Consider the following 14,193-nt stretch of genomic DNA (forward strand, 5'->3'; position numbering starts at 1 on the left):
AAAAGATTACCAGTAATAATTAAGAATATCTGAATTTAACATTACTCACATAGTACATTTGTATCATACCCTTATTTTTAGCAGCAACCTCTCCTCTATGCTCACAGTCAAAAAAATCTTTTACTAATTCATAAGTAACACCGCTGATATTGATTTTTCCCGGATAACCACTTGATTCCATGCGAGATGCAATATTTACCGTATCTCCCCAGAGGTCATAAGCAAATTTTTTCTTACCGATAACTCCGGCTACCAGGGGACCCGAATGGATTCCAATTCTAAGTTCCCAGGCCTCAAGTCCCTGTTCTTTTTTTTGCACATTTGTTTTTAGCATATACTCCTGTATTTCCAGGGCAGCTAAAATGCAATCCTTCGCATGAGTTTTGGTACTGCGTGGGACTCCGGCAGCACACATATAACTATCACCTATTGTTTTAAGTTTCTCTAAATTATATTTTTCTATTATTCTATCAAATTCTATGAAATATTTGTCCAGCTCTTTCAAAAGTTCCGATGGACTTAAAGACTCGGCGATACCTGTAAATCCTTTAAAATCCGTAAACATCACAGAAGCGGAATCATAGTGTACAGGTTCCGTTGCTCCCTTTTGCTTGAGTTCTCTTACAATATCCCTGGGAAGAATGTTTAAGAGTAACTTTTCAGACTTATCTCTTTCCTTTTCTGCATCTTCTCTGGCTTTGTTAACTTTTTCTTTTTCTATTTGTAACTGTTCAAATAGGTTTGAGGAATTAATGATTCCTGCGATTTGTTCCGCGAGAATTGAAAGTTTGTTAATTTCATCTCTCGAAAGATCCATTTTACCTTCTTTAGTAAAGTCTAAAATTCCAATGGGTTCATTCTGTAAAATCAGTGGTAGCATGAGCATGGAATCCCATTTGCAGGTTTCAATGACGAATAACTCTTCTTTTGTACTATTCTTTATAGACCTTTCTGAACGTATATTTGGAATATAGAAAGGTTTCTTGTATTTGAATGTGAATGAATGTGCTCCTATCTCAGTATCAATTGGAATAAGTGAGTTTTTTATCATCTGCCTGTCTTCTTTCGTTATATGCGCAGGAAAATTTGCATTCAAAAGTTCTATAAATTTTTTATCCTTGGATGTAATATATAAAGCATAATGTTTTATCTTATAAGTACGGAATATATAATCAGAGAACTTTTTAGTTTTTTCTTTTAAATCAACTTCTTCGTTTAAACTCTTTATTAGCTGATTTAATTCTTCTGTTTGTTTTCTTTGCTTGTCAATTTCTCTTTTGGCTTCTTCTGTTTGCCGCAAAAGACTGGCATTATAAATCACTCCAGAAATGTGGGCACAAAAAGAATTGATAGCCAAAATATCGGTTTTAGATAAATTCATAGGTTTCAATAAATTAGAAAAACCATATAGACCTATGGATTGATTTTTTAGACATAGAGGGACAGCAAGAAATGAAGCTCCTATAAGGCTAGTCCAAAGCTCTTCCGCTATATTCATTTTTTTTAATTTAGATGTTTCAGAAAGGTAGAATGGCTTTTGTTTTTTCCAGATCAAATAAATAATTCCCCCTCTGGAATTAATAGGAATTTTAGAATTTAACAATTTTTGATATTTTTGTTCAGATAGCTTATCGTAACTAAAAGCTTTAAATGTCTGTAAATTTTCTCCATTTTCATCGGGTAGTAATAAGCAGCTGGCTGTTATATGAAATTTTTCATATACATATTTGGAAATTTCAATAAAGATTACATTCAGATCTGAATGAGAGTTAATCAAACTGGTAAACTGGTTTAAGGTTTCAATTTCAGACTTCGAGTCTTCGAGATCTTTGGTTCTTTCCTGAACCTTGAGTTCAAGGTTTTCGGTAAGTTTTTTGAGTTCAAGAGCTGTTTCTTCGAGACGATCGGATTTATGTTTCAAGGCAAAAGATAATTTTTCTGTTTGTTCAAAGCTATAAGCAAAGCGCCTGGAAATAACAGTAGCTTGAAAAACGATAAGAATAAGAAGTCCATAACTCGAAAGATAAGGAGTAAATACGAGACTCCTGCTTTTTAATAGATCATTAATAATTGCGATAGAGAAAAAAAGCCAACCGAGTGATAATAGTTTTGCACCAAGTCGTTTATGCAAAACTGCTAAAGTAATCATGTATATTAAAAAAATGATCTCTAATAGCAAAATAATTTGCATATATTGTAAAGTACCTGTATACGCCTGCATATCTAAAAAGATAACAGAAAGAATAAAAGGTACTATTGTTAGAAAGAATAGGCGATAAACCTTTTTAGGGCATTCAACAGGAAAGAGGGCCCGTGAAAATTGTAAAAAAGTAAGGCATCCATAATAAAAGCTTATATACTCAATTTTATGAACCAGGGGAAAAGGCATATAAGGAAAAACATCAAGAATGTAGCGTTCGGATATAGATACAGTTCGTAGAGCAATCAGGATGCAAAAAATTCCGAAGTATAAAGGTGAATAATCTTTGCGCCGACTAAAAAAAAGTCCGAGGTGATAAAGCCCCATAATAAGAATAGAGCTAAAAACAACAATATCGAGGATCATCTTATGGATCCTGCTCTTCTTTTCTCCCTTCCGGGAAATAAGCTGAATTTTATCCCAGATTCCTGCATTTGCATAATGAAAATTAGATACATGAATCAGAAGCTCAATTTCTTCTCCGACTCGATGATGATTAAGATAAGAGTTTATATCGAAATAGCGATGTTTCATGTAAGGTTTGGATTCTGACCTGGTTTTAGCCGGTACACCATTCGAAGAAATTAATTTTCCATTTAAGTAGATAACATAAGCCGTTCCAACATCAGTCATAAAAAGACTCAGGGAAGGATAGGTTTTAGGAAGGATTATTCTTAATCGATAAGTTCCAAAACCCCTGACCGGAAAACCGTAATTCTGCCATTCGGAGGGAAGAGGTAAAAAAACCGGGAGTTGGGCCGCTTTGTCCGAACTACATTGTAGTTCACCTTTTTTGTGAGGATAGTTGGGTTGACAAAATTGTTTCCAGTAAAATTCCCATTCTCCGGAGAGAGAAACTACAGTATCCTCTTCTATTGATAAAGAAGAAAGGTCTAAAAGACCTCTAACTGCTTTCGGAACTTTTACCTGTTTTTCTTTTTGAGCACAGGACATAAGAAAAAAGCAAAGTAAAAACAGGATACGAAAGTAAAACTTCATGGCTATAAAAAAATCTTTCATAAAAACCCGTCAAACAATTTATTCTCATGAAATTTTTTCCGGCTTTTATCTTTAGGTTTCCTTACCCTTTTTTTCTTCCTTTAAACGTGAAGAAAAGAAGATAATGCCTGTATTCAAAAGATTGAATATTTCGGAGAAAGAAAAGAAGTTCCCAGCTCCGAGCCATGCGGAGTTTCTATATATGAATATGACAGTAGTAATTCAGTATTTTATTATAAAAGGAATGTTCAACTAATCGTGAAGGTGGGTAAGCGTCGACTGGACTAATACTATGACAGGGAATTCCTCCGCGACGTAAGAAAAGGGCTGTTGTTTTTTTTGTATATAAAATATAAAAAGACGGTCTGTTCATTTTTCCATGATTGACAGAAAGAATGGATGTAAAATGATGGTAAGGATTCCTGTTAGGAGGAATTGTATGATCTTTGAAGGAATTAAGCTAACCATTCTCGGCCTCAGCGTTGTTTATCTTTACCTTCTTCTGCTTGTAGCCGCCATCCAACTCATTTATAAATTCAGTAAAAAGAATACTTTACAAGAAGAAGAGGAGCTAAAAAAAGCGGCTTCCCTTAAAAAAAGAACCCTCAGTAAAGAAAAAGATACGCTCGATGATAAGAATTTGATCGCAGCCATTACCGCGGCTATACACGCACACAGGCAGAAATTATAAAATAGAAATATCTTCCTTACTGCCTATTGATAAACAAACAAAAAGCTAATTTGTATTTTGGGAAGATACAGTCATTTACTAAAAAAGGAGAATTTGCATGAAAAAAATTTTATTTCAGGATACAACATTTCGAGATGGCTTCCAATCTTTCTTTGGCGCCAGGGTTTTAACCGACGATTTCATTGATGCAGTTTCTATTGCAAAAGAAGCCGGTATTACACATTTTGAAGCGGGAGGAGGAGCGAGGTTTCAGAGTCTATTTATGTACTGTGGGGAATCCGCTTTCACCATGATGGACCGATTTAGAGAAGCCGCCGGTCCGGATGCAAATCTGCAAACCCTTGCAAGGGGAATCAGTGTGGTAGCCTTAAGTGCACAACCCAAAGATATGATAGACCTTCATGCGAGGATGTTCAAACGTCACGGAATCAGTCATATTCGAAATTTTGATGCACTGAACGATATGCGTAACTTGAAATATTCGGGAGAAGTTATAAAAAAAGCCGGTCTTCATCATCAGGCCTGTATTACAATTATGGAACTTCCACCCGGTGTAAGTGGTTCTCATGACCCTGAGTTTTATATGAAAATATTAAAGGATATGCTCGATACAGGTGTTCCTTTTGATTCTATTTGCTTTAAGGATTCATCCGGTATTACAAATCCGGCCACTATTTATGAAACTGTAAAAAGAGCCAGAAATACTCTTGGCAAAGATGCTTTATTGTGGATACACACGCACGATACGGCTGGAATCGGGATCAGTCAGTACAAAGCAGCCATAGAAGCCGGTATCGATGGGGTTTGTCTTGCACGATCTCCTATTTCGAGCGGAACTTCTCAACCCGATTTATTAGCTTTATCGCATGTATTAAAAGGTACCCAATTTACACTCGATATCGATACAAATAAAATTCTGAAGGCAAATGATGCCGTGAAAGAATGTCTCAAGGACTATTTCTTCCCACCGGAAGCAATGGCATTAACTCCTGAAGTCTTATACTCTCCCATGCCGGGTGGAGCCTATACAGCCAATACAATGATGATGCGGGACACAAATACTCTGCATCTTTTTCCGAAAGTTATTGAAGAAATGGGGCATTGTATCCTGAAAGGTGGATTTGGAACTTCGGTTACACCTGTATCCCAGTTTTATTTTCAACAGGCCTATGCTAACGTAACACAGGGGCGCTGGAAGAAAATTATCGATGGTTATGGTAAAATGGTCCTCGGATACTTCGGAAAAACTCCCCTCCCTCCGGATCCGGAAATCGTAAAGATTGCCGCTGAACAGCTCGGTCTTTCTGTTTTTAACGGTGACCCGGTAGAGATTCTGGAACCGGGAATTCCGTTAGCAAAAGCTATATTAGAAAAAGAGGGACTTCCTGTAACCGAAGAAAACATTTTCATTGTTGGAGCTCATGCAACTCCGGGTGGAAATAAGGGACTGGATTTCTTAAAAGGAAATTATACAGTAAACATAAAGAAAAATGTAGCTGAAGAGAAAAAGCCGGTAGAGGTTGCTAAACCAAAAACCGTAAAAGCTTCAGGTCCTTCTCAGTATAAAGTCACCGTAGATGGCAAGGAATATAAGGTAGTATTGGAAGAAGACACAGGGGAAATTGCCTCCATTAAGAAAGCAGAAGAACCAAAGAAGAGTAAAGGCGAATCTGTAGAGGTGAAGTCCAGTCTACCCGGTAACATATACCAGGTTCTGGTGGAAGCCGGTGCTTCGGTGAAAGAGGGAGACACTCTTATCATTATTGAAGCTATGAAAATGGAGACAAAAATAGCAGCTCCCAGTTCCGGTACTATTGAAGAAGTCGTAGTTAAGAAAGGAGATGTCGTTCAAACGGATGATACACTTCTATATATACAAAAAGGCTAATGTATGAAATTCTTAATTAAGATTCTTTATATAAGTCTTGTATATTCTATCTTCACGGCCGGGCTTTTCGCAGCCGGACCTGATGTGACACAGCTTCCGGGTTTTTCAAAGATTCTGGAAAACCTCTGGACTTCCACAGGCCTGTATGCATTCTTCGCTTCTACCGATGGGATAGGTTTCGGAAACCTGTTTATGCTTCTTGTAGGTTTACTGCTTCTGTTTTTGGCTATAAAGAAGCAATTTGAACCCCTGTTATTGCTGCCTATAGGTTTTGGTTGCCTTCTGTCTAATATTCCTCTTGCAGGTATTAGTACGGAAGGGGGGATTCTCCACTATGTGTATAAGATAGGAATCGAAACCGGTGTTTTCCCTCTGGTGATTTTTATGGGAGTAGGTGCCATGACCGACTTCGGACCTATGATAGCCAATCCGAAGACAGCTCTTCTCGGAGCGGCTGCACAGGTAGGAATCTTTTTAACCCTTATCGGAGCAATTCTTCTATCCGAAGTTTTTCCTGCTATTAACTTTGATCTGAAGGATGCAGCTGCTATAGGAATTATCGGGGGAGCAGATGGGCCAACGGCGATTTACTTGTCCTCCAAGTTGTCCCCAGATTTAATGGGTTCTATTGCTGTATCAGCGTATTCTTATATGGCTCTGGTTCCGATTATTCAACCCCCTATCATGCGTTTACTGACTACCGAGAACGAAAAGAAAATAAAGATGAAGCAATTACGTTACGTGGGCAAACGGGAAAAAATCATATTTCCTCTCTCTGTTCTTATGTTATGCGTAATATTTCTTCCATCGGCAGCACCTTTAATTGGTTTTTTCATGCTGGGTAATATTCTCCGCGTTTCCGGTGTAGTGGATAGACTTTCCGATACAACTCAGAATGCTCTTATCAATATTGTGACCATATTCTTAGGTTTGGGAGTAGGGACCAAATTATCGGCTGATAAATTTTTAAAGTGGGAAACTCTGGGTATTTTATTTCTGGGTGTGATTGCTTTCTCTATAGGAACTGCTTCAGGAGTTCTCATGGCCAAGCTGATGAACCTATTTGCTGAAGAAAAAATAAATCCCCTTATTGGTTCTGCCGGTGTTTCGGCTGTGCCGATGTCTGCAAGGGTTTCACATAATGAAGGCTTAAAAGCAGATCCGAATAACTTTTTACTCATGCACGCTATGGGACCAAATGTGTCGGGAGTAATTGGTTCGGCTGTGGCAGCGGGAGTACTACTTTCAACTTTAACCTGAAAGTTTTCTATAGGGTATAGGGAAAAAGAAGCAGGCGAGTCACCGATGGCTCGCCAATAAAAAAATTCCGACTATATTTTACCTTCCTGATAAGAATTTTAACTTCTGAAAAATCATTTCGGGCATATTACGAACGGCTAACATAACAAAATACCAGAAACCGGGAACGTAAGCTTCTTTCTTATTTTTCTCAATAGCTTCTATAATTTTTCTGGCTGCCAGTGCTGAGCTTGTAAAAGAAAAGTTTTTTTCATGGTGGGTAGTCATGGGAGTATCCACCGGGCCGAGCTTGATATAATGAACCCCGATTCCCTTTTTCCACAACCTGGAACGTAACCCCTGAAGATATATTTGTATAGAACCTTTGGCTGCACCATAGGTATAATTCCTGGGCCTGCCTCTTTCCCCGGCAACAGAACCAATAACTGCAATTTGGCCAAAACCCTGTTTTTCGATAAAGTTAGCTATCGGAATCAAAAGAGAAATTACAGAAAGGCAATTTGTATAAAAAATATCTTTTGCATGAACAAAACTTTTTTCGGATTTTAACTGGTTTCCTAAATCTCCATGTGCTATGATAACGAGATCTATACTTCTCATGGTTTGGATAATGTTATTTATAAACTCGGGAACTTCCTCGAAATTATTAAAGTCGATATTGGCTGTACCCAATATCGAACTTCCCAGTTCATTGGAGAGAGCTTCTATTTTTTGCGGATTTCGCCCTACTAAAAAAAGCTTTTTTCCCTGCTTTCTATATAGGCGGGCCATATCAGCAGCGATTGTAGAACTCGCACCCAAAAGTAAAATTTTTTCCATATAGATTTCCTAATTATTTAAGTGAATTGCATAGTCCTGGATTTTTGAAAGTAAACGTGAAGCCAGGTATACGTCTGCGTGTTTAAGGGTTTCATAAATTACCCTGGCTTCTTCTCTATATTCTTTGATTTTTTCTTTCGTCCAGTAAGGGGGAGGACTTGATAAATTAGTGATTCTATCGGCCAGTTTAACTTTTTGTATTTCTATCGGTTGCTGTAAAAGTCTTTGTAGTGAATCCCGCATTTGTTCTGATTTGGGGAGTTCTTTATTTTTACTGAGTGCTAAAACTCCATCGGCAATCTCTTTACCAAATTCAATACTAAGGGCTTTGAAGGTACAGTTTGTATCTTCTAATACGTCGTGTAATAAGGCTGCACAGAGACTTAAATCTTCATTTTTAGCCTCTGTATAAGAAAAAGAAGCTATCACTTCTGAAGCAACAAGATTCAGGTGTATAAGATAGGGAAACTCAGTTCCCGGATATTTCTGTTCTGCATGATATGAAGCAGCAAAAAAAAGAGCTTTTCTGTATGATTCCTGTGACCACATACAGGCATCGGAAAATTTTACTCGTGAAGCTTCAAGTAAAAAAATACCCCGGAAAAACCGGGGTGTAAAGGTAAGTAAGGGTAAATTTAAAGAGTGCCTCAGTAACTATATCCGAAGAAGGTGTAATTCATTTGACTTCCGAGTCCTATCAAATCGTTGATATAATTGGTGAGGTATTCATGCAAACCGAAGAAAAATATTTCTTCTATATTGCTATAAGCTAATTGATAATACAACTTGCCAAGTTTCTGTTCAGCTCTATTCATATACATACTACCCTTTTCTCGGCTAATTTCCTGAGAAATTTCTCTTACCGAGATGAGGGCCTTATCCATACAAAAAATCAGGGAGCGGGGCATTTCTTTGTTGAAGATAAGAAGCTCGGCTACCTGAATGGGTAAAATCTTAGTACCATAACATTTCAGGTAGGCTTCATAGGCCCCGATAGAGTCCAGCAAAGCTTTCCACTGGAATATATCTACAGGGTTACCCACATCTTCAATCCGTTTCAAGGGAATGTGGTATTTAACGTCCAGAATACGGGCCGTTTGATCGGCGCGTTCAATGAATTTACCGGCTTCGAGGAAATGAAAGCCTGTTCCTCGAAACATCGTGTTATCCGTTACTCCCTGGAATAAAAAACTTCGCTCTTTCAAAAATAGAAAAAGCCCATCCGGTTTATTTTTGATCTGTTCTTTTTTTTCCCGGCTGTAATTCTCGATTTCATGAAATGTGACGTTAAGAATCTCCCAGGTTTCCTTAGAAATCATTTCTCTAACTCCCCTTGCGTTTTCCCTGGCCTTACTAATGCACTGAAAAACTGAGCTGGGATTTGTTTCGGAAAAGATTAGATATTCAATTACATTTGCCGGACTCGCCAGATCCTGAATTTCAAAGAAAGGCTCCAATTGCCCGACAGAATTTAAAATGGGTTCCCAGGTCGGGTTTATATTCTCTTCAAGGGTAGAAAAATACTGTACGGTAAGAGCCCTCGCTATACCTTCGGCTCTTTCTATGAGTCTACCCATCCAAAAAAGGTTTTCGGCAATTCTACTTAACATTGTCAAAGTCATATATTCACCACCCATGTGTCTTTACTTCCACCGCCCTGAGAGGAATTTACTACCAGGGAGCCTTCACGCAGAGCTACTCTTGTGAGTCCTCCGGGAATCAGTTTAATTCCAGCAGGGGAATAAATGGCAAAGGGACGAAGGTCGATATGCCTTGGAGAAACACTTTCACCTGTAAAGCAGGGAGAGGTAGAAAGTTTTATAATTGGCTGGGCAATATAGTTTCTTGGATTTTGAAGAATCTTTTTCTTGAACTCTTCTTTCTCTTCCTGTGTTGCAGCACTTCCTATGAGCATTCCGTAACCACCTGACTGGTTGGTTGACTTGATGACCATCTCATCGATATTTTTTAAAGCTTCTTCCCGTTCTTCATCGATGTCCAATCTATAGGTTGTAACATTTTTGAGAATAGGTGTTTGATGAAGATAGTATTGGATCATATCCGGAACATAAGAATAAATAGCTTTATCATCCGCAATTCCATTTCCTATTGCATTCACTAAAGACACATTGCCTTTCCTGTAACACTCAAAAAGTCCCGGAACCCCCAATAGGGAATCAGGTCGGAAAACCTTGGGATCTAAGAAAATATCATCAACCCGCTTGTATATAACATCAACCTGCTGAGGCCCTCGAATCGTTTTCAAATAGACTCTGTCATCCGAAACAAAGAGGTCATTATTTTCTGCCAGTTGTATTCCCATCTGAGATGCCAGGAAAACGTGTTCATAGTAAGCAGAGTTGTATACTCCCGGTGTAAGAAGAACAATCGTTGGATTATCACTACTATTGGGAGCCACCGTTCGAAGCATCTCGTGCAGAAGGGCAGGATAATTATCAATTCTTTGAACATTACTTTCTTTGAATATTTCAGGAAAGATGCGTTTCATCGTAATACGGTTTTCTAATACATAAGAAATTCCTGATGGAGTTCTTAAATTATCTTCTAAGACAAGATACTCTCCATTAGAATCTCGAACAATATCGATTCCTGAAATATGGGTATGGATTCCATGTGGAACTCTCAAGCCCTTCATCTCTTTGATAAAATCCGGGCAACTTAGGATTATATTTTCAGGAATAACTCCATCCTGTATAATTGACTGTTCTCCATATATATCATTTAAAAAATGATTCAAAGCCTGGATTCTTTGAATGATACCTGATTCAATCAAATCCCATTCTTTTCTGGGGATAATTCTTGGAATTAAATCGAAAGGAAAGATACGTTCAATACCTTTTCCATCGTTATAAACCGTAAACGTAATACCCTGGTTTATATTGGAAAGACGGGCATAGTTTTCCTTTTCTTTTATTCCCTGAATGTCAATAGATGAAATTTTTTCATATACTTCCTGATAATGAGGTCTGGGTATATTTTTACCGGAAAACATTTCATCATAAAAAATAAACTCGTCCGGGTAGTTCTCGGGGATTGTCATTTTTTTTACCCTCTTGCTTTGCAATAATACATCGCTCTTCTTGTTGCTTAATTCATAAGCAGGTAGATTATATTATTTACAAAAATTTCTTTATTTGTCTATATCACTTATAATGCAAGAATAGAGCCAATAGAAGTAATAAGTGAAGAAAAAATGTAAGCCTTCGGTAACCCCAGCTTTTCAAATTCCGGGAAGTATGCTATACCAGTTTCATGAAGACAGCACAAAACCGGGAAGTGAGCTTGACCCCAGAAATACCCTGAGGCCCTCTTTCATGAAATCATTCATAATCCGGATTTCAATCCGGCAGATTGGACTCCCCGAGCTTTTGCAGGCAGAAACAAACAAGGGAGGCTTACCCAAATACTTACTCAGTGAATTATAATTTGATTTTCCGCAAACAATCGAGGATTTCTTTAATCTGCACCCTTAGAGTATAATCCTCTTCTGCAAAGACAAAGCGTATAATTCCATCCTGATCCAGAACAAAGGTTGCAGGAATCGGCAACTGATGCCTGGAGGATCCATTACGGAGAGCGATGCTTAATCCAAAGGACCGGTATGCTTCCACCAGGTATTCCGGGTATTCAAAAACAATTCCGTATTCCTTTCCAATGATATTTTCCTGATCCCAAAGTACTTGAAATTCCAATTCATTTTTTTCTTTTGTTGTTAGGGAATTATCCGGACTTTCTGGTGATATGGCGACGAGCTGTGCTCCGAGTTTTTTTATTTCAGGCAGGGCCTGTTGTAATGCTCTCAATTCCAAATTGCAATAGGGGCACCACCCGCCTCTATAGAAGCTTATCACTACGGGACCTTGTTCCAGCAAATGTCTTAAAGATACCTCTGCACCGGTTGTTAGGTAGGTTATATATAAAAAATTAATCAAAGACAGTTTTTAAAAAGAAAGCTATTGAGCTATCAAAACTCTCAAGAGTATTACTGCTTCGTGCCATGATCTGACTTCCGATCAGTAGATGGAAAAACGTCCGGGCCAGTACTTTTGACGGTCCCCTGGGCTGCTTGCCTTTTTCTCTTTTTGCCTGAATAAATATTTTTTCAAATATACAAATGGTTTCTTCTATCGCTTGGGCTAAATGATTCTGGGTTTCGGGCTCGAGTGAGTCTTTCTCTGAACTGAGCATGGCTATGACACAAAGTTTGTTTTCCAAAACTCCCAATCGATAGATCTGGGCGATTCTCTCCAACTTCACTTTTGGTTTATCCTTACTGTTAGCGATACTTTCATATTCAGCTCCATAATTATTCTGGCAGCGATCCAGTAAAGATAGGATTAAATCTTCCTTCTTAGGAAAATGATAATGTATGCTAGCCTTTTTTATACCAATTCTGTCGCTCAGATCCTGATAGCTAACAGCATTAACACCTCTTTGTTGTACCAGAGAAAAGGCGCAGTCTAATAATTTCTCTTTGGTTTCATTCATTAACATCTACCTACCAATTGGTAGGTACTGATATATTTATATTTTGTCAAGCAAAAAAAGCTTGCCTCAATAACTTTCGTTTAGTATCTTTGGTATCTTAGCGAAAGGAGGAGTAGAATGACAGAAATGGAACTACTAATTGACTTTCACCTTGATGCTGAAAGACAGGGACCAGGTAGTGATGAAGATACCTTAAAAGCATTAAGTTTTATTGACATTCCCGTTGATAGTTCATTAAAAATTGCTGATATAGGCTGTGGTTCCGGAGCTCAAACAATGAGACTTGCTAAAAGTCTTAATGGTAAGATAATAGCTGTCGACTTATTTTCAGATTTCTTAGTAAAACTTAATGAGCGCGCAAAAACCTTAAATCTTGAAGATAGAATTTCTACTATTGAAAAGTCTATGAATGAACTTCCTTTTAATGAAGAAGAATATGATCTTTTATGGTCGGAAGGTGCAATTTATAATATTGGCTTTGAGTCAGGAATAAAAAGTTGGAATAAATATTTAAAAGCAGGTGCTTATATTGCTGTAAGTGAGATTACCTGGAAAACAATGTATAGACCTAAAGAAATAGAAGAACACTGGAATAATGAATATCCAGAAATTGGTACAGCATCAGAAAAAATAAAAATACTCGAAGAAAATGGTTTCTCACCGATGGGTTTCTTTTTCTTACCTGAAAAAAGTTGGATTGATAATTACTATAGTCCAATGGAAAAGAGGTTTGATACTTTTTTAAAAAAACATGGTAATTCTGATATAGCAGAAGCTATTGTAGAAGGTGAAAAGCACGAAATATATTTATACAAAAAATATAAGGATTATTTTAGTTACGGATTTTATATTGCAAGAAAATTACCGGCAGTATAATTTTTCAATACCACATTTAACACGGTGTCATGCACGTTCCTATATTACTAACTAAATCAAAGGATGGATTTGAATAAAATGGTTTCATGGTCAAGATTTCTCGTTCTAAGTATTCCTATCACCAGTATATATTTTTATTTTTTATATTATGCTATCAACTCAACCGGCTCGAATAAAAAATCTGTAGAATTTCTTTCGATTACAGGCGGCCTTTTTTTGGGAGGTTTAATCTCATTATTTTTGGGTTCAAAAGCATCTACATTATATTCCATGTATCGCAAAGGTCTGAATCGAGAAGTTAAAATTGGAAATGTCGTTACCATATTTGGAAAAGCAATAGCTGAAGAGCTTGTCTATAGTTCGGCCAGCCGGGACAACTATATATATTTTTGCAACGGTTTTGACCGTCAACTTGGTTCGGATGATGACTATATTCGATTTTGGGTTGTAGAAAGTAAAGTGACACCATTTTATCTTAAGAAAAATAAAACTAATATTTGGGTTAACCCGAAAGGTGCAAAATTTCGAGCTAAATTTAAAGATGTTTATGTCCCCGGACCTGCAGGAGTTACAACACCCGGTAAAGAATATCAGATTAAAAACCATGATACTGTGTTCGTTACAGGCCAGCTTAAAAAAATTTCTGATAGATATGTTCTTTGTGCTAATGAACAGGGTAAAATGATTATCTCAAATTATAGCGACGCTCAGTTCAAAAAAGACTCTAACCAGGAGAAGAATTTCTTTTATATAGCGGCCTTCGTTTTTTTTGCATCTTCGATAGCCTTATTATCAATAACAGTTTAGCTATTTAAAGTATTTTAGATTTTCCTAATTTTCCATAAAATTAAACATTAGAAAAGGAAAACCATACTTTTGAATTCTTTTACTCTTCTATGCACCTTAGCCACCTCTTACCTGTTTGTTACAAAAAAGTAAAACAGAAAATCA

Annotated in this window: 13 protein-coding genes; 6 read left to right on the forward strand and 7 right to left on the reverse strand. The window is 37.4% G+C overall.

Annotated features, from left to right (window positions below; all coding sequences use genetic code 11):
• Nucleotides 1-19 precede the first annotated feature (19 nt).
• Complete coding sequence (locus H7A25_25445; GenBank protein ID MCP5503268.1) at nucleotides 20-3,220, reverse strand: hypothetical protein; 3,201 nt, start codon at nucleotides 3,218-3,220, stop codon at nucleotides 20-22.
• Between the two features lie 418 nt (nucleotides 3,221-3,638).
• Between H7A25_25445 and H7A25_25450 the strand changes: the two genes are divergently transcribed.
• The 3 genes from H7A25_25450 to H7A25_25460 all read left to right on the forward strand — a co-directional run bounded on the left by H7A25_25450 (nucleotide 3,639) and on the right by H7A25_25460 (nucleotide 7,038).
• The gene (locus H7A25_25450; GenBank protein ID MCP5503269.1) at nucleotides 3,639-3,890 is read left to right on the forward strand and encodes an OadG family protein; all 252 of its coding nucleotides are present in this window, start codon (nucleotides 3,639-3,641) and stop codon (nucleotides 3,888-3,890) included.
• A 97-nt stretch (nucleotides 3,891-3,987) separates the two neighbouring features.
• Nucleotides 3,988-5,778, forward strand: coding sequence for a biotin attachment protein (locus H7A25_25455; GenBank protein MCP5503270.1), 1,791 nt, complete (start codon nucleotides 3,988-3,990; stop codon nucleotides 5,776-5,778).
• Nucleotides 5,779-5,781: 3 nt separating this feature from the next.
• Complete coding sequence (locus H7A25_25460; GenBank protein MCP5503271.1) at nucleotides 5,782-7,038, forward strand: sodium ion-translocating decarboxylase subunit beta; 1,257 nt, start codon at nucleotides 5,782-5,784, stop codon at nucleotides 7,036-7,038.
• A 78-nt stretch (nucleotides 7,039-7,116) separates the two neighbouring features.
• Here the strand turns inward: H7A25_25460 and H7A25_25465 are convergent, their stop codons facing one another.
• The 4 genes from H7A25_25465 to H7A25_25480 all read right to left on the reverse strand — a co-directional run bounded on the left by H7A25_25465 (nucleotide 7,117) and on the right by H7A25_25480 (nucleotide 10,918).
• Nucleotides 7,117-7,857: an SDR family NAD(P)-dependent oxidoreductase gene (locus H7A25_25465; protein ID MCP5503272.1), complete on the reverse strand. Its 741-nt coding sequence runs from the start codon at nucleotides 7,855-7,857 to the stop codon at nucleotides 7,117-7,119.
• A 9-nt stretch (nucleotides 7,858-7,866) separates the two neighbouring features.
• A complete protein-coding gene (locus H7A25_25470) occupies nucleotides 7,867-8,406 on the reverse strand; it encodes a bifunctional (p)ppGpp synthetase/guanosine-3',5'-bis(diphosphate) 3'-pyrophosphohydrolase (protein ID MCP5503273.1) in 540 nt (179 codons plus the stop codon).
• A gap of 98 nt (nucleotides 8,407-8,504) precedes the next feature.
• A complete protein-coding gene (locus tag H7A25_25475; protein ID MCP5503274.1) occupies nucleotides 8,505-9,434 on the reverse strand; it encodes an alpha-E domain-containing protein in 930 nt (309 codons plus the stop codon).
• A 41-nt stretch (nucleotides 9,435-9,475) separates the two neighbouring features.
• Complete coding sequence (locus H7A25_25480) at nucleotides 9,476-10,918, reverse strand: circularly permuted type 2 ATP-grasp protein (GenBank protein ID MCP5503275.1); 1,443 nt, start codon at nucleotides 10,916-10,918, stop codon at nucleotides 9,476-9,478.
• Between the two features lie 142 nt (nucleotides 10,919-11,060).
• Between H7A25_25480 and H7A25_25485 the strand changes: the two genes are divergently transcribed.
• Nucleotides 11,061-11,303, forward strand: a complete 243-nt coding sequence (locus H7A25_25485) for a hypothetical protein (protein ID MCP5503276.1) — start codon at nucleotides 11,061-11,063, stop codon at nucleotides 11,301-11,303.
• Here the strand turns inward: H7A25_25485 and H7A25_25490 are convergent.
• Complete coding sequence (locus H7A25_25490) at nucleotides 11,298-11,816, reverse strand: AhpC/TSA family protein (GenBank protein MCP5503277.1); 519 nt, start codon at nucleotides 11,814-11,816, stop codon at nucleotides 11,298-11,300. The genes H7A25_25485 and H7A25_25490 overlap by 6 nt on opposite strands.
• A complete protein-coding gene (locus H7A25_25495; protein ID MCP5503278.1) occupies nucleotides 11,803-12,366 on the reverse strand; it encodes a TetR/AcrR family transcriptional regulator in 564 nt (187 codons plus the stop codon). Before H7A25_25495 ends, H7A25_25490 begins: the two co-directional genes overlap by 14 nt.
• Nucleotides 12,367-12,483: 117 nt before the next feature.
• On the opposite strand from H7A25_25495, the gene H7A25_25500 reads away from it, so the two are divergent.
• Nucleotides 12,484-13,242, forward strand: a complete 759-nt coding sequence (locus tag H7A25_25500) for a class I SAM-dependent methyltransferase (protein MCP5503279.1) — start codon at nucleotides 12,484-12,486, stop codon at nucleotides 13,240-13,242.
• Between the two features lie 78 nt (nucleotides 13,243-13,320).
• Nucleotides 13,321-14,049, forward strand: a complete 729-nt coding sequence (locus tag H7A25_25505; GenBank protein MCP5503280.1) for a hypothetical protein — start codon at nucleotides 13,321-13,323, stop codon at nucleotides 14,047-14,049.
• The last annotated feature ends 144 nt before the right edge of the window (nucleotides 14,050-14,193 follow it).

The organism is Leptospiraceae bacterium, assembly GCA_024233835.1.
GTDB lineage: Bacteria > Spirochaetota > Leptospiria > Leptospirales > Leptospiraceae > JACKPC01.